21 protein-coding genes are annotated in these 22,282 nt (G+C 39.9%); 10 read left to right on the forward strand and 11 right to left on the reverse strand.

Annotated elements, in window-relative coordinates; translation table 11 throughout:
* Positions 1–91: 91 nt before the first annotated feature.
* Positions 92–199 carry an AgrD family cyclic lactone autoinducer peptide gene (locus IRQ78_RS20870; RefSeq protein WP_365995968.1) on the reverse strand — a complete coding sequence of 36 codons (108 nt, stop codon included), beginning with the start codon at positions 197–199 and terminating at the stop codon, positions 92–94.
* Here IRQ78_RS20870 and IRQ78_RS01090 point away from each other — a divergent pair.
* Complete coding sequence (locus tag IRQ78_RS01090) at positions 168–845, forward strand: peptidylprolyl isomerase (RefSeq protein WP_407681611.1); 678 nt, start codon at positions 168–170, stop codon at positions 843–845. The two genes, IRQ78_RS20870 and IRQ78_RS01090, sit on opposite strands and share 32 nt — an antisense overlap.
* Before the next feature lie 61 nt (positions 846–906).
* On the opposite strand, the gene IRQ78_RS01095 is transcribed toward IRQ78_RS01090, so the two are convergent.
* Positions 907–1,320, reverse strand: a complete 414-nt coding sequence (locus tag IRQ78_RS01095) for an MAPEG family protein (RefSeq protein ID WP_138617288.1) — start codon at positions 1,318–1,320, stop codon at positions 907–909.
* A gap of 166 nt (positions 1,321–1,486) precedes the next feature.
* On the opposite strand from IRQ78_RS01095, the gene IRQ78_RS01100 reads away from it, so the two are divergent.
* Positions 1,487–4,372 (forward strand): insulinase family protein, encoded by a 2,886-nt coding sequence (locus IRQ78_RS01100; RefSeq protein ID WP_194441120.1) that lies wholly within the window; start codon positions 1,487–1,489, stop codon positions 4,370–4,372.
* Between the two features lie 49 nt (positions 4,373–4,421).
* On the opposite strand, the gene IRQ78_RS01105 is transcribed toward IRQ78_RS01100, so the two are convergent.
* The gene (locus IRQ78_RS01105; protein ID WP_194441121.1) at positions 4,422–5,804 is read right to left on the reverse strand and encodes a Na+/H+ antiporter NhaC family protein; all 1,383 of its coding nucleotides are present in this window, start codon (positions 5,802–5,804) and stop codon (positions 4,422–4,424) included.
* 284 nt (positions 5,805–6,088) lie between these two features.
* On the opposite strand from IRQ78_RS01105, the gene IRQ78_RS01110 reads away from it, so the two are divergent.
* On the forward strand, positions 6,089–6,493 hold the full coding sequence (locus IRQ78_RS01110) for an NUDIX hydrolase (RefSeq protein ID WP_187490388.1): 405 nt from the start codon (positions 6,089–6,091) through the stop codon (positions 6,491–6,493).
* A gap of 3 nt (positions 6,494–6,496) precedes the next feature.
* On the forward strand, positions 6,497–6,988 hold the full coding sequence (locus tag IRQ78_RS01115) for a GNAT family N-acetyltransferase (RefSeq protein ID WP_187490387.1): 492 nt from the start codon (positions 6,497–6,499) through the stop codon (positions 6,986–6,988).
* On the opposite strand, the gene IRQ78_RS01120 is transcribed toward IRQ78_RS01115, so the two are convergent.
* From IRQ78_RS01120 to IRQ78_RS01130, 3 genes are read right to left on the reverse strand one after another with little or no spacing between them, the layout of a single operon-like run.
* Positions 6,971–7,582 carry a PqiC family protein gene (locus IRQ78_RS01120; RefSeq protein WP_187490386.1) on the reverse strand — a complete coding sequence of 204 codons (612 nt, stop codon included), beginning with the start codon at positions 7,580–7,582 and terminating at the stop codon, positions 6,971–6,973. The genes IRQ78_RS01115 and IRQ78_RS01120 overlap by 18 nt on opposite strands.
* Complete coding sequence (pqiB, locus tag IRQ78_RS01125) at positions 7,582–9,237, reverse strand: intermembrane transport protein PqiB (RefSeq protein WP_194441122.1); 1,656 nt, start codon at positions 9,235–9,237, stop codon at positions 7,582–7,584. The genes IRQ78_RS01120 and pqiB overlap by 1 nt, the downstream gene beginning before the upstream one ends.
* A complete protein-coding gene (locus IRQ78_RS01130) occupies positions 9,234–10,472 on the reverse strand; it encodes a PqiA/YebS family transporter subunit (protein ID WP_138617278.1) in 1,239 nt (412 codons plus the stop codon). Before IRQ78_RS01130 ends, pqiB begins: the two co-directional genes overlap by 4 nt.
* Before the next feature lie 140 nt (positions 10,473–10,612).
* On the opposite strand from IRQ78_RS01130, the gene IRQ78_RS01135 reads away from it, so the two are divergent.
* The gene (locus IRQ78_RS01135; RefSeq protein WP_249364082.1) at positions 10,613–11,389 is read left to right on the forward strand and encodes a substrate-binding periplasmic protein; all 777 of its coding nucleotides are present in this window, start codon (positions 10,613–10,615) and stop codon (positions 11,387–11,389) included.
* Here the strand turns inward: IRQ78_RS01135 and IRQ78_RS01140 are convergent.
* Positions 11,378–12,178: a thioesterase family protein gene (locus tag IRQ78_RS01140; protein WP_187490383.1), complete on the reverse strand. Its 801-nt coding sequence runs from the start codon at positions 12,176–12,178 to the stop codon at positions 11,378–11,380. The two genes, IRQ78_RS01135 and IRQ78_RS01140, sit on opposite strands and share 12 nt — an antisense overlap.
* Positions 12,179–12,417: 239 nt before the next feature.
* On the opposite strand from IRQ78_RS01140, the gene dnaK reads away from it, so the two are divergent.
* Positions 12,418–14,340 carry a molecular chaperone DnaK gene (dnaK, locus tag IRQ78_RS01145; RefSeq protein WP_138599790.1) on the forward strand — a complete coding sequence of 641 codons (1,923 nt, stop codon included), beginning with the start codon at positions 12,418–12,420 and terminating at the stop codon, positions 14,338–14,340.
* Positions 14,341–14,523: 183 nt separating this feature from the next.
* Positions 14,524–15,663, forward strand: coding sequence for a molecular chaperone DnaJ (gene dnaJ, locus IRQ78_RS01150; RefSeq protein ID WP_138599789.1), 1,140 nt, complete (start codon positions 14,524–14,526; stop codon positions 15,661–15,663).
* A gap of 73 nt (positions 15,664–15,736) precedes the next feature.
* Here dnaJ and IRQ78_RS01155 read toward each other — a convergent pair whose 3' ends face one another.
* Both IRQ78_RS01155 and IRQ78_RS01160 read right to left on the reverse strand, forming a co-directional pair.
* Entirely contained in the window at positions 15,737–16,867 is a 1,131-nt protein-coding gene (locus IRQ78_RS01155) for an HlyD family secretion protein (protein ID WP_194441123.1), read from the reverse strand.
* A gap of 3 nt (positions 16,868–16,870) precedes the next feature.
* Positions 16,871–17,215: a DUF3302 domain-containing protein gene (locus tag IRQ78_RS01160; protein WP_054552213.1), complete on the reverse strand. Its 345-nt coding sequence runs from the start codon at positions 17,213–17,215 to the stop codon at positions 16,871–16,873.
* Positions 17,216–17,672: 457 nt separating this feature from the next.
* Between IRQ78_RS01160 and ybaK the strand changes: the two genes are divergently transcribed.
* From ybaK to IRQ78_RS01175, 3 genes are all read left to right on the forward strand, one after another.
* Positions 17,673–18,134 carry a Cys-tRNA(Pro) deacylase gene (gene ybaK / locus IRQ78_RS01165; RefSeq protein ID WP_194441124.1) on the forward strand — a complete coding sequence of 154 codons (462 nt, stop codon included), beginning with the start codon at positions 17,673–17,675 and terminating at the stop codon, positions 18,132–18,134.
* A 117-nt stretch (positions 18,135–18,251) separates the two neighbouring features.
* Complete coding sequence (locus IRQ78_RS01170; protein WP_054552216.1) at positions 18,252–18,734, forward strand: DUF3015 domain-containing protein; 483 nt, start codon at positions 18,252–18,254, stop codon at positions 18,732–18,734.
* 45 nt (positions 18,735–18,779) lie between these two features.
* Positions 18,780–20,600, forward strand: a complete 1,821-nt coding sequence (locus IRQ78_RS01175) for an Lnb N-terminal periplasmic domain-containing protein (protein WP_194441125.1) — start codon at positions 18,780–18,782, stop codon at positions 20,598–20,600.
* On the opposite strand, the gene IRQ78_RS01180 is transcribed toward IRQ78_RS01175, so the two are convergent.
* Positions 20,597–21,853 carry a Y-family DNA polymerase gene (locus IRQ78_RS01180; RefSeq protein ID WP_194441126.1) on the reverse strand — a complete coding sequence of 419 codons (1,257 nt, stop codon included), beginning with the start codon at positions 21,851–21,853 and terminating at the stop codon, positions 20,597–20,599. The two genes, IRQ78_RS01175 and IRQ78_RS01180, sit on opposite strands and share 4 nt — an antisense overlap.
* On the reverse strand, positions 21,841–22,254 hold the full coding sequence (locus IRQ78_RS01185; protein ID WP_054552219.1) for a LexA family protein: 414 nt from the start codon (positions 22,252–22,254) through the stop codon (positions 21,841–21,843). Before IRQ78_RS01185 ends, IRQ78_RS01180 begins: the two co-directional genes overlap by 13 nt.
* Positions 22,255–22,282: the final 28 nt, after the last annotated feature.

The raw sequence follows: 22,282 nt of genomic DNA on the forward strand, positions 1-22,282 counted from the left end.
TGATTTGACGCGTTTTGTGTAACTGTTTTGTTTGCTATTTAAGCACTTGTCTATTTTGTTTAAGCTTCTTGCAGTTTTATAATAAAAATTATCAGGAAAGATAAACAATGAAAAAACATCTACTTGCAACAGCTTTATTGGCTAGCAGTTTTACAGCGAATGCAACTATTGTCGAAATGCAAACGGACCTGGGCAGCATTACGGTTCATCTTTATGATCAACAGACACCTGTTACAGTTGAGAACTTTTTAAATTATGTTGCAGATGGTAGCTACGATGGCACCGTTATCCATCGTTCTGTTGATAACTTTATTTTACAAGGTGGAGGTTTTAAATTTGGTACTGACTTTGATGCGATAGAAACCGCAGACGCTATTACTAATGAACCAGAGTTGTCTAATGTGAAAGGTACCATTGCAATGGCTAAGCTTGGTGGCAATGCTAACAGTGCAACCAGTCAGTGGTTTTTTAATTTAAAAGATAACAGCGCAAATCTTGACTTACAAAATGGTGGCTTTACCGTTTTTGGCGAGGTAACTGTCCAGAGTATGGCTGTGATAGAGCAAATCACAGAATTAGTACATTGTGGAGAGATCCCAGTAGTAAACTTAAATGAAGAGCAGTGCCCAGATACAACATCAGGTTTTAGTGGTGAAAACTTATTTTACATTAACAGTGTAACTGTGATTGACGATGACCCTAATTCATCTGCTTCTTTATCACCAAAAGAAAACACGCTGATTGATGAAGATGACGCTTCAGACAACGGCGGTAGTAGTTCAGGTGGTAGTCTTGCATGGATGCTATCTTTATTAGCCCTAGCAGGCTTTGCTCGTCGTAAATAGTTCCAACCCAAAAAGTTAATAAGGCGCTAAAAAGCGCCTTATTTCTTTGTATTGATGATTATTAAAAGATTCTAACTAAAATCAGCACCCACATTATAAGCATTATAAAGCTACTGACAACGAAACTATAATAGCGCGCCTTCAAGGTGTTTGAAGTTAAGTGTATTACGCTATGAATAATTCTCAATGCAACATAAACCCAAGCAAGGGCAACAAAAACAGTACCTACAGCATTTACTTGCAGAGCGGTTAAACAGGCAATAAAAAACAGTACCGGCATTTCGAATTGATTGATAAAGTTACGGTCTGCTACGCGAACATTATCCCCAGCCTTTTCAAGTTCCATTGTTAAGAAGTCTTTCATCTCAATGGTTTTTTGTTTTGCCGCACGAAAGCGGCGTTTACCCATAATGTACATCACAATAAATGTCAGTAACACCTGAGTGAACATTGCTACAATTAGCCACTTTTCCATAGCTCATCCTTTGTTATAGTTATTGCTATTAATTTTAACCGTAAGTACTGCATTTTCACAATGTGTTACAAAGTTTTGCTGTAACTTAACTGAAAAGCATTGAATTGCAGCGCTCGAAAACACATGATAAATAAAAATTTATTCAATTTCTAATGGATACAAAATAATGAAAAAAATAATGGGACTCAGTGCAATCGCTTTTGCAGTGTTAGCAGGTTGTTCTTCTACTTCTACCACAACGCCTCCTGCTGCTAATACTAACCTTATTCCAGACTCGTTAGTTATCAGCCCAAACGACACCCGTGAGTACAAAACATTAAAACTTGATAATGAAATTGATGTAATTTTAATTTCAGATCCAAGTGCTGAAAAATCAGCTGCTGCATTGAGTGTTGGTGTTGGTTTATTGCACGACCCTATGTCGCAACAAGGTATGGCGCACTATTTAGAGCATATGCTGTTCCTTGGTACAGACCGTTACCCAGACACCAAAGGTTACAGTGATTTTATGACTAAAAATGGCGGTGCTCATAACGCTTACACTTGGTTAGATATCACAAACTACATGTTCAAAGTGAACAATGATGCCTACGATGAAGCACTTGACCGTTTTGCGGATTTCTTTAAATCACCAAAGCTTTACCCTGAGTACACAGACAAAGAAAAAAATGCCGTAAATGCCGAATGGTCAATGCGTCGTGAAATGGACTTTTTTGGCCAATTTAAACTGGCACGTCAAATGATGGGCTCACATCCTGCTAACCGCTTCTTGATTGGTAACTTAGAAACACTAGGTGATAAAGAAGGCAGCAATCTTCATAAAGAAACCGTTGCTTTTTATAACAAGTACTATTCATCGAACATTATGAAAGTGGCGATGATTTCTAATCGTCCACTTGCTGAGATGGAAGCAAAAGCAAAACAGTACTTTGCTGATATTGAAAATAAAAATATCAAAAAGCCAACGGTGACTGATAAGTTAGATTTCTCTGAAGCTGGCGGTAAACGTGTTTATTACGCACCGAATGAAGACGTAAAACAACTGCAATTAGAATTCACTATTGCTGATAACAGTTCACAATTTGCAGTTAAACCAAACCGTTTTGTTTCTTACCTTTTAAGTAACGAAATGCAAGGCAGCCCAGCACAAATACTACGTGATAAAGGTTGGGTATCAGGTTTATCGTCTTCTGCTTCACCAACGCAATATGGGAACTACGGAAGCTTAACAGTTGATATTGAATTGACTGATGCCGGCATGCAAAACCGCGAAGAAATTGTTGCTATGGTTATGCAATATATTGCACTTATCAAAGAGCAGGGTGTTGATAGCAAATACTTTAATGAAATTCGTACATCGTTAAACAATTCGTTTCAATTCCTAGAAAAAGGGGATGAGTTTGGTTATGTAAGTAACTTAACTGATAGCATGCAAAAGTTCCCTGTGAACAACGCAATTAACGCACCTTATTATTATGCCAAGTTTGATGCAGATGCGGTGCAAAATGTCCTTTCGCAATTAAACGAAGATACTTTACGTATTTGGTATATTTCAAAACAAGAAGAGACAGATTCACAGCTGCATTTTTACGATGGTAAATATCGTATTGAAGATATCAGCGAGTCAGAAGTTGCAAGCTGGAATAAACCAAGTGAATACGCGTTAGCATTACCAACAGTAAACCGCTTATTACCTGAAAGCTTTGCAATTAAAACAGCTGAGTTTAAACAACAAGCGCACCCTGAACTCGTATTTGATCAGCAAGGCGTTAAAGTTTGGCGTCAAGCAAGTCAGCAGTTTGCTCAGCAGCCTAAAGGTCTTGTTGAAGTTTATATTAATACGCCAGATGCCCTTGTGAATGTAAAATCACAGGTTCTTTACTCAATTTGGGCTGATCTTTATAACTTACAACAAAGTAAATTAAGCACAGAAGCCGCTGTTGCAGGTATGAGTTTAGGGTTACAGCCAAGTAATGGCCTTGTGTTATCGCTTAGTGGTTTCACTGATAAACAAGATGTCCTTTTAGCTCAGGCGCTTGAAAATCTTACCTTAGAGGTGTCTGAAGAAGGTTTTGCCCAAGCAATCGATCGTTTTAAGCGTGATTTACTAAATCAGCAAAAACAGTTCCCGTTCTATCAAGCATTCGGTGAGTACTCTAAGCTTACTCGTAGTGGTAAATTTGATACCGAAACCTTGATTGCTGCGGCAGATGCGCTTACCTTAGCTGATTTTACGGCTATTAAGCAATCAACACTTGCTGCCAATGACTTACGCGTATTCACGTTTGGTAACTACAACCAAAATGATGTTGACGCTATTGCGAGTAAACTAACCGCTATTTTACCAAAAGGTCATAAAGCGACCGAGTTTGCTAGAAGTAAAGCCTGGTTGCCTCAGCCTGGTGAGCGTATCGTTTTACAAAAAGATATTGATGTAGCTGATGTAGCAATCATTGACATGGTTGTTCACCCAACCCCTGGCTATAAACAACAAGCACAGGCACAAATTTTACAAAGCCACTTTAGAACCGTAGCGTTTGATAAGTTACGTACTGAAGAGCAACTTGCTTATGCGGTTGGTGCGTTAGCGCGTCCAATCGAAGATTATTCTGCATTAGGTCTTTACATTCAAACACCGGTTAAAGGTCCTAAAGAGATGCAGGCGCGCTTTGATGAGTTTAAAAAGCAATACGCAGTTGAGCTTGATAACATGACAGAAGAAACATTTGCACAACTTAAAAATGCAACGCTTGTGTCTTTAAAAGAGCAACCTAAGAATTTAAGTGATGAAATGTCGCCACTTATTACAGACTGGTATCGTGAGAACTTTAAGTTTGACTCTAAAGAAAAGCTTATCGCTGAAGTTGAAAAAGTAACCTTGGCTGATCTTAAAGATTATTACAAGAAAACCATGCTCAATAGTGAAGCTGCGCGTTTAAACATTCAAATGCGTGGTAGTAAGTTTGCGGATAAGCCATTTGCAGATCTTAAAAACCAAACAAAAGTTGAAAACTTAGAGAGTTTTTACAAAGGCATTAAATTCCAAAACTAATTTAATAGCGGATAAACAAAAGCCCAAGCAATTGCTTGGGCTTTTTTATTTATGCGATAAGCAAAAATCCTATAAATGCAGCGCTTGCTGCAAGTAAGGTATAAGGCAGTTGCGTGATAGCATGGCTGACTAAATCACACCCTGAGCCTTGTGCGGCAAGTACCGTGGAATCAGAATAGAAGCACGCTTGACTGCCAAATGACGACGCCGACAATAAAGCACCAATCACTAAAGGAATATTGGCATCAATTGCGTAAGCCAGAGGCATTACAATAGGAATAGTTACTGCGAAAATCCCCCAGCTTGAACCTGTTGCAAAAGCAAGTACTGCCATTGCCAAAAACACCACGGCAGGTAGGTACTGGGCCGTCATAAAAGGGCTCAAGGTATTAATGACATATTGTGGAAGCATTAATTGGTCACACACATCTTTAAATATAAATGCTGCAACCACAGTCCCAATAGCGGGGATCATACTTTTAAAACCATCAAGCATACGCTCAACGAGTTCTGACAATGTCATCAACTTTTGTAACATATAAAAAGGCAAAACAACGGCAAAGGTTGCAAGCAATCCTTTATATACGTCAATGTCAAAGTAAACAGTAAATGCAACAAGTAAAACTATCGGCACTAAAAAGTTATAGAGTTTGCCGTTTGAAGCGGCTGTTTCAAAGTTTTCTTCTGCTGCTTTTACTGCGTATTCATCCGCTGTTTGAATATCTGTGTATTGGCTATTCGAGATCTCGATTTGATTATTCATGGCACGTAGTTGTGCTTTTTTCATTGGACCAAAAGCAGGGATGACATTTAAGCTAACCAGTAATACAACAATGACTGCAAACCAAGCATATAACATGTAAGGTATTGCTTGGATATATACAGCAATACCTTGACCTTCTGGTGCAACATTATTATCAACTAACAAGCCACCAAAAAAAACGGCCCATGTAGAGAGTGGTACAAGCACACAAATAGGCGCAGCCGTTGAGTCAACAACATAAGCGAGCATTTCGCGGCTAATTTTAAACTTATCGGTGATACGCTTCATAGTTTCACCGACGGTTAATGCATTTAGGTAATCATCGATAAAAATAATTACACCTAGCACAAAGGTCATTACTAACGATGAACGCTGGCCTTTGGCAAATTTTAACGCTAATTCGGCGAATGCACTTGCACCCCCGGTTCTCACTAATAAAGCGATTAATGCACCAAATCCACCACAGACTAGAATTAGCCAGGCAATGGTTTCGTCTTGCATTACTTTTAATGAAATATCAGCAAAATTGGCTAACACAGCGGTCGGACCTAGCATGGCTAAACCAAATAAAGCACCAATCAGTAAAGATAAAATAGGGCGTCGTAAAAATACGGCCAAAACCACCACCAATACTGGCGGCAGTAAACTTAACGCAGAAGGTTCTTGCATTATAATTTTCACACAGTTAAGCAATCGAGATTGCTTAGAGAAATCAAAAGTCTATTGACTCAATTAACTGCTTTACGCGAACACACTTTTATGGACCCTTTAGGGAAAGTGCCTGCGTTGGCTGGCGCCAGACAGTATAGAGGGTATACTGCTTTTGTTTTGCCCAAAACATCGCAAGAAAAATAATCCTGAATATTAATTTAGTCAATAACAATTTTAATTGCGATGATAATTATTTTACACTCATCTATAACGTCACTTTTTATTAATTGAGCAAAGGGATTATGGCATTTTCAGATACTTACAGACTCAGTAGCCATGCGGTTATCACCAACAACCAAGGTCAGGTGTTATTACTAAAAGCTGATTACGGTCAAAAAAGTTGGGGGCTACCTGGCGGCGCTTTAGATAAAGGTGAAACCATTCATCAAGCGTTACTTCGCGAATGCCAAGAAGAACTTAATTGTGATGTAGATATCGCTTATTTAAGTGGCGTTTATTATCACACCGCGTTTAACTCTCATGCGTTTATTTTCCGTGCTCATATGGCTGAGGACGCTGAGATAATGTTGAGCGATGAGCACACAGAGTATGACTATTTCGATATTGATGAGTTATCTAAAGTACAAAAAGAGCGGGTTCTTGATTGCCTTAATTTTACCAATGATGTCGTGAGTAAGGTGTTTTAATAAATGTTAGATATATATTTGCGCGCTGGGCAGCCAGATGATTCGAGCTTTATCGTTGAGCTTTTAAACCAAGCAACATTTTTAGAGCACATAGGTAATAAAAACATTAATACGCCCGCACAAGCTGAGCATTATATTCAACAAACGTTTATAAATAGCCACCAGCAATTTGGCTTTGGCAGTTATATTGTTTGTTTAGCTGATGATACACCGGTTGGAATGGTGGGGCTCTTTCAGCGCGATGCGTTAGCTATCCCCGATTTAGGATTTGCCTTGTTAGCTAACTATGAAGGTAAGGGTATTATTACATCTGCTGCTAGGTTATTGATGGTAAAAAAACACGTATTAGAGCTTGGTGTACTTGCAGCAATAACCTCACCAACAAATATTGGCTCACAAAAGGTGTTACAGAAACTTGGCTTTGAGTTCATAGGCGATGTCATCATTAACGATGACAATCAGCCTCTAAAACTCTTTTTAAAGAGTAAGCTTTGATACTTCGTTTGCAACTTGTTTGTTTACCTTTAACCATGTTGACTCAAGTGTCGCGACAAGCCCTTCGTAATCACTTGCTTGTAATGGTGTAAGCTCATTGAAGTAATTAACCGCTTTTAACTTTCGGCCCGATTTAGGGCTTGTATAGTACAAACGCCAAAGCCCTGCAATGTTGGCATTGCCTTGCTCATCGCCATTAAAGTGATGTAGCTCATATTCTAATTCATAATAGCTTTGTTGATCTAAATCGGTGATCACTGGCAAGCCTTTTATTACCATCCAATTATCTAGTTCGGTGTATAACTGTTGATGGGCACTCGCTGTTAACATTAAATCGGGTGATTCACTCCATAAATGGTAGTTAGCAGCATTGACTCGGTTGTTTTCGAGTACCATAGCAATGCCACGATTATTAAGCGCACCACGTAATTGTACTGTGTTGATCCTTAGCTGAGCTTGCGTATTTTCAGCTAACCGCTGCATATTCACGATTGGCTGTGAGAATTGATAATACTCAATAGTTGAGAATGACGTCTGACTGCAGGCCGAAAGTAACAGCACTGCTGCGATTGAAACACAGCGTTTATAGTTCATTATTGTTTCCTCGGCGTTGGATCTGCGGGTAGTTCTTTATCAAATATCAACATATTAGGTTGCTGGTTCAAGCCACGTGTAAGTGGTTGTAGCTCTTCACTTAAACGTTTAAATTCGGACAAGGTAGTTTGTAACTGCTGATGGAAAGCCGAACCTTGTTCGTAACTTGCCATGGTTTTTTCAAATTGTTTCATGGTTTTATCGAACTGTTGCATGCTTTTAGTCATTTCTGCAAAGTTGCGATTTATATCACCGGGTAAATCTTGGGTATCTTGTTTATTGATCAATTCTCGCATGTCATGAGCAAGTTCTTGGTACTCAGAAAACGTAGTTTGCATTTGTGCTAAGCTGTCTTCTATCTTAAGGTTGTTCACTTTATTTAACACATCGGATACTTGGTCAGCTATGACCGTAATACCACTCGATACACTTGGGAATACGGTATAATCTGCTATAGTCTTTAATTCGGCAGGTTCCGCGTTATCATAAATGTCTAAGTCAACGTATACGGCGCCGGTAAGTAAGTTACCTGGCTTTAAAGAGGCTCTAAGGCCATTTTTAATCCAGCTATCTAAGCTTGAATGCCAAAACTCGCGTGCAGCTGTACTGTCGTGGTAAAGACGACCATATTCAATTTTAATAAGGGCAGGTACTGCGGTATTGTCAGTTCTAAAGTGTGCAGGCTTGCCGTCGATCATGACACTTGCTGGTGCTTCAACCACACTACCAATACGCATACCACGGTATTCAACAGGTGCCCCAGCTCTTAACCCGCGAATTGATTGCTCAAAATCGATTAAGTAATAATCAAAGTCATAAAAGCGCTCTTCTAACGCGGCTTTATAACTATTACTTAATGAAAAACTGTGTCCATTAGTGGCGACTTCACCAGGAGATTGCTGCTCAGGTATACCTACAGAAATTCCACCTTTGAGTAACTTACTTAATGAACCTGTATTTACATTAATTCCATCAGCTGATAGGTCTATTTCGATACCTGAGTTCACCCAAAATATAGAATTTAAGGTAATTAAATTTTGATAAGGCTCATTAATGAAAATGCCATATTTCATGGCCTGATTTTTCCAGTCAAAGGTTGCAGTTTCTATTTGGCCAATTTTGTAATCTTTGAAATAAATACCCGTACTTACATCAAGTACTTCAGCGTTATAGCTAAGCAGTGTGAAACGACCACCTTTAACATCATTGCCAATTAATGCGGGTTCATCCTGAAGTTCAAACTTATCCGCTAGCTTCTTGCTTTCACCCGGTGCAAATTCTAAGTATACGCCTGAGAGCAGAGTGCTCATTCCAGTAATACCTGTATCATCAATTCGTGGTTTAACGACCCAAATTTTTGCATCGTCAGTTAATAGGTCATCATAGTGTTTATCGATTTGAGCTCTTGCAATTACACTATTTTGCTGATCTGACAGACGTACATTATTAATTTGGCCGATTTTTACACTACGTACTTTTATTTCAGTTTTACCAGCAACGATACCTTCTGCATGAGGCATTTTTATAAAGATAGTGGTGCCTTTATTTGCCTGATACTGGTATAACATCCATGCGCCTATTAGTAGGGCTATTAACGGAATTATCCAAATAGCCGAAATATTTGGCGCTGATTTTATTTTAGCGTTTTCGCTCATGCCAGAGTCTCTTGTTTTACTTTCTTTAAATTAGTAGGGCTGTCCCACAGTAAGCGTGGATCAAATGCATGGGCTGCCAACATTTGGCAAATTACCATAGTGGTAAAAAATATTGTGCCGATGCCTGGTGTCACAGACATTAAATTTCCTAGTTGTACTAAGGCTACTAGAATCGCGACAACAAATACATCAATCATTGACCATTTACCTATAAATTCAGTTAATTGGTAGATACGTGTATAGCCTTTTGTTTGTCTATTTGCAGGCTTCATCACCATATAGCATAAAAAACTTAAGATTAGCGCTTTGGCAAGGGGAACAACTACACTGGCCAAAAATATGATCATGGCTATTGGATAAGAACCACTATTCCACAAAATCATCACACCACCAATAATCGTAGAAGGCATTTCATCACCTAGGCTGGTGGTATACATAATTGGGTAGATGTTGGCTGGGATGTAGCAAGCGACAGATGTGATCAACCAAGCAAACGCTTTTTGTACACTATAAGGATTGCGGGTAAAGGTTTTTGTGTCACATCGCGAGCAAATTTCAGTATTACATAATTGGCCACAAACATGACAAGCACGCAGTCCTTGATCGATAGCTCGTGTGTTTGCAATTGTTTGATCTATATATGCGGGCTCTCTTAATTGCTTCCAAAGATAGTGTTTATTTAACTTCGCCATGGTTGCTACATATAGAACCACAAATGCCACATAGGACCAAAAGCTTACACCAAATTCAATGTCTGCCATTGACATTATTTTGACCATGCTGACCATCACCCCGATTAAGAAAATCTCGGACATGATCCAAGGCTCTAAAGCAAAGGTGGTTTTTAACAATCTTTTGCCCCACAAATAAGGTAGTACTTTTAATACACCTAAATGTAGCGGAATAATCAATAGTAATAACAACATAGGTAAGCCTATGATGCTTATGTCAATAAATAGACCCAAAAAATCGTTATCGTAATTGAATAAAATACGCGCAGCATCAGGAAGCGTAATGGTTTGTGTAATACCGCTACTCGTGAAAGATAAAAAAGGATAAAACATACTGCTTAAAAGCATGACTATTGCGCTTAAGCTCAATGCGACCACTGTACTGTCTTGGCAGGCTTGTGATGTTGATAACTTAGTATTGCAATGTGGGCAAAGCGCTACTTGTTTTGCATTTAAATGTGGGATCTCAACGACCAGATCACAACTAGGGCAGGCTGTTTGCAAACTTAGGGTCTCATAAACAAGAACTTAGTTAAGTTTGCACCAAATACTGCATAAATACAAATGCAGCATTGTTTAATATAAGCTAATATTTGTACAAAGCGATTACGCTTTTTAATACATTTAATTCATTATGGTGATTAGTGAAGCAATTATTTACCCTTTTAATGTTGTTTATTAGTGTTAAAGGTGAGTGTTTATCTGAGCCAAATATACAACAACCTATTGTTGTTGCTGCAAGCGCCTCTTTACCTCCTTATGTTATCGAAGATACCAATAGCGGTATTCAACTTGAAATTTTAAAAGCAGCTTTTAAGTCACAAGGCATCTCTAATATTCATATTCATTACATGTCTAATAAACGTGCAGAGCAACAGCTTATGCAGGGAGAGGTTGATATTGCATTAAACTTTCCTCCAGTTCTCACTCCACATGTTTATAAAAGTGATGAACTACTGCGCTATCAAAATGTCGCGGTCAGCCTTGCTAACAGAGATTTAAAAATTAGCACTATCTATGATTTAGCAGGTAAAAGTGTACTTGCCTTTCAGAACGCAACTAATTTTATTGAAGCACCTTTTAAATCGGTTACCAATATTTTACGCTCTTACGAAGAAGTGGTTAACCAAAAAGCGCAAGTTGATCACCTTATGAAGGGCTGGGTTGATGTTATTATTTTAGAGCGCCGGGTGTTTTTATATTATTTAGAAAAATATAAACAAAGCGCTGAGGTAAAACCTTTTATTGTGCATGCAATCTTTAAAGAAGCACCAAGACCTGCGTTTTTTTACAGTAAAACGTTAAAAAACACGTTTAATTTGGGTCTTGGTGAGATCATAGAATCAGGCGAATACCAAGCAATTATTCGCCTTGATGGTACTGAGTACGCGCAGCTTTCAGAGCCAGAGTTACGCGAATAACGCAACAGTTTGGCGGCTCAATGCAATTAGCTTACCGTCTTCACTCCAAATACAGCCATCTTCAAGACCATAGCCATCTTTACTATGATGGGTAACAGCCTCGTAGCCAATCCAAGCATCATGGGCAATTGCAGGTTCTTCTACAAATTCTATGTACCATGACATACTACTTGCTGGTGCAGGTTGCTTGTACATTTGTAATAGAGTCGGTGGCCATGCATCTGTTAAAGCAATGATATGCGCTTCACTCATTTGCTCTGGTACATGTTTGAATTTCATCCAACCACCTAAATGTGAGGTGTCTGCTCCAGAGAAAGGCATATTGCCGTCTTGCAAACACAGTGCAACGTGCTGGAAAAATGCCGGCATCACGCCTTCTTTATAAGGTAGGGTAAAACGTTCATCAACCGGTTTTAGCTGCATGGTTTTAGTGACATCTACTTGTACACTTGATTGACGCTCAGCCCCAAAACAGGCTTGTGTAATAACACAAACATCGCCATTTTGAATCACTTTTGCCAGTACCTGCGCACTGTTTTTTCCTTCACGTAAGACTTCAACGTCGATTGAAAAATCATTGTCAGCGATTAACGGGCCAACAAAGTTAGTACTTAAAGATAATAAACGGCGAGAGTTATCGATATGCTGCCGTATAGCTTGATATAATAAAGCTGCAGATAAACCACCAAATGCAGTGCGGCCTTGGCACCAGTTTTCTGGAAACTGCATTACTTTTGTTTTGTCTTTACCAAGTTCAGCTGCCATGGCGAGTAATTGATCAAAATGCATAATTTTCCTTAACGTTTATTGTTATGGTTTAGGTTATAGCACAGTCAAAGTCATCAGACCAGTTTGTTTATTCCGCAATAGGCGTGCAAATACAGTGCTTTTTGAGGAAAAAACAGGCATTTCAAAAAAAATTTCAAAAAAAAGTAAAATTTTTCATTTTTATAGTTGAATTCAGTTTCCTGCATCCCTATTTACTAGTCATCGAACGTATTAACGAATTTTGAAGTTGGAGAAGATTCATGGGTAGAATTATTGGAATCGATTTAGGTACTACTAACTCTTGTGTAGCAGTACTAGACGGTGATAAAGCACGCGTTATCGAAAACGCGGAAGGCGATCGCACAACACCATCGATCATTGCATACACGCAAGACGGTGAAACATTAGTTGGTCAACCTGCAAAACGCCAAGCAGTAACTAACCCAACTAACACATTATTTGCAATCAAGCGTTTAATTGGTCGTCGTTTTGAAGACGAAGAAGTACAACGTGATATCGGTATCATGCCTTTTAAAATTGTAAAAGCTGATAACGGTGATGCATGGGTTGAAGCGCGTGGCGAGAAACGTGCTGCACCACAAATTTCAGCAGAAGTGCTGAAAAAAATGAAGAAAACAGCAGAAGACTTCCTAGGTGAAGCGGTTACTGAAGCAGTAATTACAGTACCTGCATACTTCAATGACTCACAACGTCAAGCGACTAAAGATGCTGGTCGTATTGCTGGTCTTGAAGTTAAACGTATCATCAATGAGCCAACTGCCGCTGCACTTGCATACGGCATGGACAAAAATAAAGGTGAAAACGTTGTTGCAGTATACGACTTAGGTGGTGGTACTTTCGATATCTCTATCATCGAAATCGACGAAGTTGAAGGCGAGCACACGTTTGAAGTGTTAGCAACTAACGGTGACACTCACTTAGGTGGTGAAGATTTCGATAACCGTGTTATCAACTACTTAGTTGAAGAGTTTAAGAAAGATCAAGGTATCGACCTTAAAAACGACCCGCTTGCAATGCAACGAGTTAAAGAAGCTGCTGAAAAAGCGAAAATTGAACTTTCTTCTGCACAACAAACAGAAGTTAACTTACCGTACGTGACTGCTGACGCAACAGGTCCTAAGCACATGAACGTGAAAGTTACTCGTGCAAAACTTGAGTCACTTGTTGAAGACTTAGTAACTAAGTCAATTGAGCCACTTAAGCGTGCACTAGCTGATGCTGATTTATCAGTAAGCGACGTAAATGACATCATCCTTGTTGGTGGTCAAACACGTATGCCTCTAGTTCAAAAAACAGTTGCAGAGTTCTTTGGTAAAGAGCCACGTAAAGATGTTAACCCTGATGAAGCAGTTGCAGTAGGTGCAGCGATTCAAGGTGGTGTATTAGCTGGTGACGTTAAAGACGTACTTCTACTTGACGTATCTCCGTTATCACTAGGTATCGAGACTATGGGTCAAGTAATGACTGCGCTAATCGAGAAAAATACGACGATTCCTACTAAGAAATCACAAGTTTTCTCAACAGCTGAAGACAACCAATCAGCGGTAACGATTCACGTATTACAAGGTGAGCGTAAGCGTGCAAGCGATAACAAATCACTAGGTCAATTTAACCTAGAAGGTATTCGCCCAGCACAACGTGGTACGCCACAAATCGAAGTAACATTCGACGTAGATGCGGACGGTATCTTACATGTATCTGCTAAAGATAAAGATACAGGTAAAGAGCAGAAGATCACAATCCAAGCTTCTTCAGGTCTAAGCGACGATGAAGTAGAAAAAATGGTTCGCGATGCTGAAGCGCACGCTGAAGAAGATAAGAAATTCGAAGAGCTAGTAGCAACTCGTAACCAAGCTGATGCAATGGTTCACGGTACACGCAAGCAAATCGAAGAAGCGGGTGATGCATTACCTGCAGAAGATAAAGAAGCAATCGAAGCTGCGCTTACTGAGCTAGAAGCGGCGATTAAAGGTGATAACAAAGAAGAGATTGAAGCGAAAACTCAAGCTCTTGCTGAGAAGTCACAAAAGCTAATGGAAATTGCACAAGCTAAAGCACAGCAACAACAAGGTGGTGCGGATGCAGGTGCACAACAATCTTCTGCAAAACAAGACGACGATGTTGTTGATGCAGAGTTCGAAGAAGTGAAAGACGACAAGTAATTGCTTGTTTCGCTTCTGCCTAACGCATTAATGGCTGCTTTGTTTAGCCAATTAAGTTAGGATGAAATGATTGAGGCGCGCCAGCGATTTCGCTTGACGCGCCTTTTGCATGTATATAAACGGTAAAGTCGTTCGACTTACCTTACGCAGTGTAACTGCAGTAAAAAGAGTAGTGTGATAGATATGTCAAAAAGCGATTATTATGAAGTTCTCGGCGTGAGCAAAGATGCCAGCGAACGAGACATAAAAAAAGCGTATAAGCGCTTAGCGATGAAATATCATCCAGACCGTACCGCAGGCGATAAAGAACTTGAGTCTAAATTCAAGGAAGTAAAAGAAGCCTACGAAGTACTAACTGATGACCAAAAACGTCAGATGTATGATCAATATGGTCACGCAGCCTTTGAACAAGGTGGTGGCGGTCATGGCGGTGGCTTCGGCGGCGGTCATGGTGATTTTGGTGATATTTTCGGTGATGTGTTTGGAGATATCTTTGGTGGTGGCGGTGGTCGTCGTCAATCGCGTCAACAACGTGGTTCGGACTTACGTTACAACATGGATTTAAGCCTTGAAGAGGCCGTTCGTGGTAAAGATGTCGAAATTAAAGTACCAACTTGGGTTAGCTGTAAGCCATGTGATGGTAGCGGTGCAAAAGCGGGTTCTAAACCAAAAACATGTACTACCTGTCATGGTGCTGGTCAAGTACAAATGCGCCAAGGTTTCTTCGCGGTTCAGCAAACTTGTCCTACGTGTCAGGGCACAGGTCAAATTATTTCTGATCCATGTGACAGCTGTCATGGTCAAGGTCGCGTAGAAAAAACTAAGACCTTATCAGTGAAGATCCCAGCGGGTGTTGATACAGGTGACCGTATTCGTCTATCAGGCGAAGGTGAAGCGGGCATGCATGGTGCACCAGCAGGTGATTTATACGTTCAGGTTTCTGTTCGTGAACACCCGATTTTCCAACGTGATGGTAATAATCTGTATTGTGAAGTTCCAATTAGCTTTACGACAGCAGCACTGGGTGGCGAAATTGAAGTGCCGACACTGGATGGTCGTGCAAAACTGAAGATCCCATCAGAAAGCCAAACGGGCAAGATGTTCCGTATGCGTGGTAAAGGTGTTAAGTCTGTACGTAGTGGCGCTCAAGGTGACTTGATCTGTAAAGTGGTTATTGAAACGCCAGTGAATCTAAATGACCGTCAACGTGAATTGCTTGAAGAGCTTGAGCAAAGCATGGGTAAAGATGGCTCTAAAAACCGTCCAAAAGAAAAAGGTTTCTTTGATGGTGTGAAGAAATTCTTCGATGACCTAACTAAGTAACTTCTAGTTAAGTAACTTGAGTTCGAGAATAAAAAGGCGCTGATAAGCGCCTTTTTTATGCTTCAACTTCGGCTTAATGATCTAAGAATAGGTAGTTTTGCCAACTTTTCATTCTGATCAATACTTTACGCATCACTGATACGTGTTCGAAGTGCTCTGAATAAACAGCAACTTCTGTGCTTGTTCCTTGTGGCAGGTGGTATTCGCTCATGTCATCGGTGATTTTTAAGGTGACAATTGCGCGCCCTTGACGAGCAAAAAACTCAGTGCCCATCAGTGTGCCTTGTGCTTGCACTTGACCTTCACCAATCGCAGGTAATACATCGATTACTTCGCCTGCAAAGGTTTTGCCCGGAATAGCTTTAAAAATAAAATCTGCTTTGTAGCCTGGTTCGAGTCTTAATAGTGAATTTTGTCTAAATGCAGCGACGTAAGCGGTATCTTCTTTGTGCACAAAGGTCATTACTGGGCGTAATGGCATAGGGACTGCAATCATCCCAGGGCGTAATGTTAGTTGTGTTACATAGCCATCGGTAGGTGCATAAACGCTTGTGCTGTCTAAGTTAAATTGAGCTTGCTCTAAATTAGCGCGAGCTGCGGCAATTTTAGTTTGCTCACCGTTTATTTCAGACTCAAATGCAAGTTTTTGACGTAACTCTTCGGCCTGTGCTGCTTCGTAACTTGCCTTTGCTGCTAAGTATACACCTAATTTATTATCAACTTGGCCTTTTGAGTAAGCACCGCTTTTTGCGCCTTTTTCATAACGTTCGTATTCTTTCTTACTACGATCATATTCAGCTTTAGCCATTAGGGCACTGGCTTGTGCTGATTTATAGCTCGCTTCTAAACCGAGCACTGACTGTTTTGCATCCTGCAAAGCGGCAATCGCTTGATTTAGTTTGGCTCGATATAAGGTATCGTCTATGCGAAACAATAAGTCACCTTTTTTAACCGGCTGATTTGGCGTTACTGCAACCTCTTCAACGGTACCACGTACATTTGGCACAATGGGTGTTGTGACATAGGCACTGCTGGCCATATTTGAATGTGGATGATTATAGTTCATTAATAGGATTAAAGCGCCTATCAGTACCACACCACCGAGTACCGCGGTGGGTACTGTCCATTTATTAAGTGGGATTTTAAACACTTTAAAGATACCAATGCACAATGCGGTATAAGTGAGTATTAATAACAAATCCATAGTCTATTTCTCTTTATTATTCGATTGAGCATTTATTTGTGCTTGTAGTGCTGCAACCGTGGCTGTCAGGCTAGCTACCTTCTCAGCTAAGTCTTCCTGTTCCTTTTGAATTTGGTTAAACCCCCAGCCACGGTCATCACGCCATAATGTCGCCCAAACCCATAAAAATGGCCACAGCACATGTAGGGTAAACAGGCTAACCCAGCCTGCATAATGGATGGCATCTTGGTGAGGGTGATTACGTTTTTTGGCAATTTCGTAGGGAATATCGTGAATGGCAATAACACCATAAAATATTACTACCGTTACAAACACTAGCATGACCAGTGCAAAGTAGTCTAAAAACATCTATCTTCCTTTGTTAAATTAATACCTAATTTATAATACGTTAAATTGACCCTATTCCTAATCGGCATTTTCAGATTTAATCTAATACAACATAATAGGCAGAATCATCAAGACATCTGCACAATGTTACATCATCAGAGAATACCGTTTTTTGAATCTTCCCTTTATTTAGACCAAGTGTTTGACATTTATTTTGGCAATCAATAAAGGAGTTCCACGCTAAGTATTCGTTGCAGATAAAATTAATCGTATACAACAGGGTGAGTATGATAAGTAACTGCTTAACCAGATATAGGCCATTAGCTCTAGACATGTTCATTACCTTGCGTAGTGTCTATCACTTAAGTGTAGTTCATTTTACTTAAATTAGTACGATTGTAGGTTTTGATTAATTGCTTTTAGACTACCGTTCACGTTATGTTTTTTATCGTTCAGCATTCAGTATTTGGAAGAAGTAATGACACCGGCTATTAATTTATTACAAAAGAAAGGTATTAATTTTGATGTGCTCAGCTATCAACATGATCCTTCAAAGCAACAGTTTGGTCTTGAAGCGGTTGAGAAGCTAAAGCTCCCTGCTGAGCAAGTATTTAAAACTTTAGTACTTGAAGATACTGAGCATCAGCTTTTGGTTGCTATTGTGCCAGTGAGCCAGCAAGTTAACTTGAAAATGCTAGCAAAGGCGGCAAAGGTTAAAAAAGTGCAGATGGCTCCACAACAGAAAGTCGAAAACACGACAGGTTATATTTTAGGGGGGGTGAGTCCGCTAGGTCAGAAAAAGCGATTAATGACGTTTGTTCATCAATCAGTATCTAATTATGAAAAAGTATATGTTTCCGCGGGTAAACGTGGATTAGAGGTTTCTATAGATCCTAACGATTTATGTGCTTTGTTAGGTGCTAAGTTGGCTGATTTTTAATCATATAACGGTGTTTTTTCCTAATTTCGAAATTACTTATTGTACTGAGGCTATTTATAGATAAGCTGTTCATGCGTTATTAATTCTAATAACGAATTATCTTAAAGGATTCAGGATATGAAAAAAATTATTGCTATTTCTGCACTTACTCTTCTTCCACTTTCTAATGCGATGGCTGATCAAGATATCGGCTGTGGTCTAGGTTCGCAACTTTTCGCAGGCCAAGAAGGTAAAGTTGTTAAAGTATTAGGTGCGACGACAAACGGTACATCTGGTAACCAAACTTTTGGTATCACATTTGGTACGTTAGGTTGTGACGGTACAGGTACTGTTACGGCGTCAACTAAAGTAGCAACATTTATTGATGGCAACATGGAACAACTTGCGCGCGATATGTCTCGTGGTGAAGGCGAATCACTAGATACACTTGCGGAAGTTTGGGGTGTTCAAGCTCAAGATAAAGCGGCGTTTAATAAATTAGTACAGGCTCAGTTTACTCACGTTTTCACTTCTGAAAATGTTACTTCTCAAACTGTACTAGAAAACCTTAATAACCTTGTAGCGAGTGACTCACAGCTATCTTCTTACACTTTATCTTAAGTTTTAATATTCTTATCTAAAGCCCGTTTAGGGCTTTTTTATTTTATGTTTAAATTTCTTATTGTTGCTTCGTTTGTTTTGAGTAGCTCGGCTTATTCTGCTACAACAATACACAATATCGCCTCCCATCCATACTGGCTTAAATTAGGCCATTATCAGCAATCAATCTCGGGTTCATATGAAAGTGAGGTTGATAGCCATAGCTTTTTTCTTTCGGTTAATGGAAAGTTTGATCCTCATGCTGAACTTTTAGCTACTATCGAAGCGTTTCAGAGTGAGAATAATGATGTTACTTGTCAGTTCCCTGCTCGTTATCAATGGTTAAAGCAAAGCTTTTATTCGGAGTGGCCTGAGTTAGCTTGCCCTGAAATTAAGACATGGCAAAAGCTTATAAACCCAAAGGGGATGACTTTAGTTTTTCCCACCGCTTTTATGAATGATCCAGCTTCTATGTTTGGTCATACCTTGTTACGAATTGATGCTAAAGATCAAACTCGCAGTAGAGAACTGATTGCTTTTGCAGTCAATTTTGCTGCTGAACCTGATGCAACTGATAATGCAGCTTTATATGCTCTTAAGGGGCTTATAGGTCAGTATCCTGGTAAGTTCACATTAATGCCATATTATCGCAAGGTTCGTGAATATAATGATTTGGAATCCCGTGATATGTGGGAATATAAATTAGCTTTGTCTGAATCTGAAATTCAACGTGTTTTACTACATTTATGGGAACTGCAATGGGCTACATTTGACTATTTTTTTATTGATGAAAATTGTTCTTATCAATTATTAGCGCTATTGCAAGTGGCACGTGATGATCTTAACTTAACTAATAATTTTTCTAGTCATGCTATTCCTTCTGATACTGTCAAAGCACTTGCTGAACACAAACTTTTATCTATGCCTCGATATCGTCCTGCATCTGGCACCATGCTAATTAACTACGAAAGCCAGTTGACTGATGAACAAATTGATATTGCACGTAAATTAAAAAATGGCGAACCACTCAGTGGGTTTTCTTTAACAGCGGAACAAGCTGTGCCTGTACTTGAAATGGCATACGAGTGGTTAAATTATCAATACTACGACCAAGGTTTAGAACGTGAAGCAATTGCGCCTAGATTAACGGCCTTACTGCACCAGCGTAGTAAATTACTTTTGCCTTCGCCCTTTGCAAGACCTGTAACACCCAGCATTAGCCCTGAAAAAGGTCATGATTCTAGTCGTTTTGGAATGGTATTTAATAATTTTAAGTATTCAGAAAATCGCTACGGTTTTAGTTATCGAATGGCGTACCATGACTTGTTAGATAACGCTGGTGGATTTATACCTGGCGCGCAAATTAGCTTTTTTGATATAGAGGGAGATCTAGACTCTGAGGGGAATGTCTATTTAGAGCATGTGTATTTTATTGATGCAATGTCGTTAGCTCCAGATAATCGTTTGTTTGACTCTTGGTCTTGGAATATGCGTGTTGGTTTTGACCGTAAACCTACTGACGATAAACGTAAGGGAAGAGCCTTCATACAAGGCGGTTATGGAAAATCATTCGGTGATGCATCAGGCTTTCAAAGTTACTTTCTTGCGTCTTCGTTATTACAAGCTGGAGAGCTTACTGATTCAGTCTCGCTTGGCCTTGGCACAGAATTTGGACTAATTTGGCAAGCAAGTGATGCGCAAAAACTTGCTCTAACAGCACAGGGATTTTGGCTTGCTAATGATTCGAGCACAAATCATCAAATTGAGCTTGCTGCTCATTGGCAAATTGCACTTGCTCAAAACTGGGGATTAAGAAGTTCATATGTTTATCAGAACCAACAAAGTACTGAGCAGCAGTTAAAACTACAGTTATTCCATTACTTTTAACAATGTATTTTCGGTAGGTTATGCCAGCGGGTTGTGTAATGAGGCGATAAGTACGCGCGTTTCATATGCCAACGGCTCGTAGGAGTTTCGCTGGCTATGGCAAGGGTACCCACGCCATAACGGGTGTTAATGCTATCAAGACACTGCATCAGTTTAAGGTTATCGATAGGTGCTTGAAATAAATCAGGTTGCTGAAACATGTGGCTTGATAACTCTAGAGCTCCTACACCACATTTATAAAATCGCACCCCAGGTTTATAGAGATGATCAAATACCTCGCTGATAGCATTGGCAAACACGCAACTATCGGCGGTGGCGACACTAAACTCATAAATATAGGACTTTTTATAATAGCCATCTTGATGAGGAGAGCTGGCCACAAACATTAATAAGCGTTGAGTGTGTGAACCTTGCGCACGTAGTTTTCTTGCTACAATGACACAATGATTGATTAGTGCCGTTTTCAGCGCGGTGGCGTCAGTGATACGCTCCCCAAAACTGCGGGTCGAAAATATTTCTTTTTTGTCTTGGCGTACTTCATCCCAGGCTAAGCAGCTTTTTCCGCGTAACTCGTTCACTGTGCGCTCTAATACAATACTAAACAGGCGTTTCATTTTTCGAGGATCTTGCTCGGCTAAATCAAAAGCCGTATTGATATTCATTGCTTTGAGTTTTTTAGCTAAGCGTCGACCAACGCCCCAAACATCTTGTACGTCCATGGCTTTTAAAATGGCTAACCGTGAAGGTTCTGAATCAATCACTGCAACGCCATCAAAGCCGGGGAGTTTTTTCGCTGCATGATTGGCGGCTTTGGCTAAGGTTGCTGTTGGGCCAAATCCAACCCCAACAGGCAGCTTTGTTTCGCGCCATACGGTACGGCGAATATCATGGCCATAACGATGCCAATCGTGAATAAGCTTATTGAAACCAGTAAAGTTTAAAAATGATTCATCAATAGAGTATATGTGCTGATTATCGCAAAAGCGGCCAATTACGTTCATCATCCGCTCGCTTAAATCTGCATACAGCTCATAGTTAGATGAGCGGATCACCACTTGGTTATCTTCGAGTATTTTCTTTACTTGAAAATAAGGCTGAAATTTTGGAATAGCCAGCTTTCGAGCAATAGGGCACACGGCACAAATACAGCCATCGTTGTTGGTGAGAACCACAACCGGTTTACTACGAATAGCCGGATCAAATACTTTTTCGGCGCTGGCATAAAAGGCCACAGCATCGACTAAGGCGTACATGCTAATAGCTCTTTACTACTGCGATGTAAGCGAATTGAGCGAGTAACCACGCCTTCTAACTGAAATTCATCCGATTGGCGTAGTTGCACTGCAGGGTATTTAGGCGAGGCTGATAATAGCTGGGCATTGTGTTTATCTAATAGTTTACAAACAAATAAACCATTTAGATTCGCGACAATGACATCGCCATTTTTAACATCTTCGGCGCGATCAACCAGTAATAAGTCACCATCAAAAATCCCCACACCTTGCATTGATTCGCCAGAGGCAATACCAATAAATGTTGCATCAGGGTGTTTAATCAATAGTTGATCTAATGATAAGCCTAGCTCTTTGTATTGTGCTGCCGGTGATTCAAAACCACATACGCCAGCTTCGATATAAATAGGAATAACACGCATAACAAAACCACTATACTGTACATTCATA

The sequence above is a fragment of the Pseudoalteromonas simplex genome, assembly GCF_015278155.1.
GTDB lineage: Bacteria > Pseudomonadota > Gammaproteobacteria > Enterobacterales > Alteromonadaceae > Pseudoalteromonas > Pseudoalteromonas simplex.

Coding starts and splice junctions, on each gene's coding strand:
- IRQ78_RS20870 (WP_365995968.1), bottom strand. CDS start 199: ATGCTGCCCAGGTCCGTTTGCATTTCGACAATAGTTGCATTCGCTGTA.
- IRQ78_RS01095 (WP_138617288.1), bottom strand. CDS start 1,320: ATGGAAAAGTGGCTAATTGTAGCAATGTTCACTCAGGTGTTACTGACA.
- IRQ78_RS01100 (WP_194441120.1), top strand. CDS start 1,487: ATGAAAAAAATAATGGGACTCAGTGCAATCGCTTTTGCAGTGTTAGCA.
- IRQ78_RS01105 (WP_194441121.1), bottom strand. CDS start 5,804: ATGCAAGAACCTTCTGCGTTAAGTTTACTGCCGCCAGTATTGGTGGTG.
- IRQ78_RS01110 (WP_187490388.1), top strand. CDS start 6,089: ATGGCATTTTCAGATACTTACAGACTCAGTAGCCATGCGGTTATCACC.
- IRQ78_RS01115 (WP_187490387.1), top strand. CDS start 6,497: ATGTTAGATATATATTTGCGCGCTGGGCAGCCAGATGATTCGAGCTTT.
- IRQ78_RS01120 (WP_187490386.1), bottom strand. CDS start 7,582: ATGAACTATAAACGCTGTGTTTCAATCGCAGCAGTGCTGTTACTTTCG.
- pqiB (WP_194441122.1), bottom strand. CDS start 9,237: ATGAGCGAAAACGCTAAAATAAAATCAGCGCCAAATATTTCGGCTATT.
- IRQ78_RS01140 (WP_187490383.1), bottom strand. CDS start 12,178: ATGCATTTTGATCAATTACTCGCCATGGCAGCTGAACTTGGTAAAGAC.
- dnaK (WP_138599790.1), top strand. CDS start 12,418: ATGGGTAGAATTATTGGAATCGATTTAGGTACTACTAACTCTTGTGTA.
- dnaJ (WP_138599789.1), top strand. CDS start 14,524: ATGTCAAAAAGCGATTATTATGAAGTTCTCGGCGTGAGCAAAGATGCC.
- IRQ78_RS01155 (WP_194441123.1), bottom strand. CDS start 16,867: ATGGATTTGTTATTAATACTCACTTATACCGCATTGTGCATTGGTATC.
- IRQ78_RS01160 (WP_054552213.1), bottom strand. CDS start 17,215: ATGTTTTTAGACTACTTTGCACTGGTCATGCTAGTGTTTGTAACGGTA.
- ybaK (WP_194441124.1), top strand. CDS start 17,673: ATGACACCGGCTATTAATTTATTACAAAAGAAAGGTATTAATTTTGAT.
- IRQ78_RS01170 (WP_054552216.1), top strand. CDS start 18,252: ATGAAAAAAATTATTGCTATTTCTGCACTTACTCTTCTTCCACTTTCT.
- IRQ78_RS01175 (WP_194441125.1), top strand. CDS start 18,780: ATGTTTAAATTTCTTATTGTTGCTTCGTTTGTTTTGAGTAGCTCGGCT.
- IRQ78_RS01180 (WP_194441126.1), bottom strand. CDS start 21,853: ATGTACGCCTTAGTCGATGCTGTGGCCTTTTATGCCAGCGCCGAAAAA.
- IRQ78_RS01185 (WP_054552219.1), bottom strand. CDS start 22,254: ATGCGTGTTATTCCTATTTATATCGAAGCTGGCGTATGTGGTTTTGAA.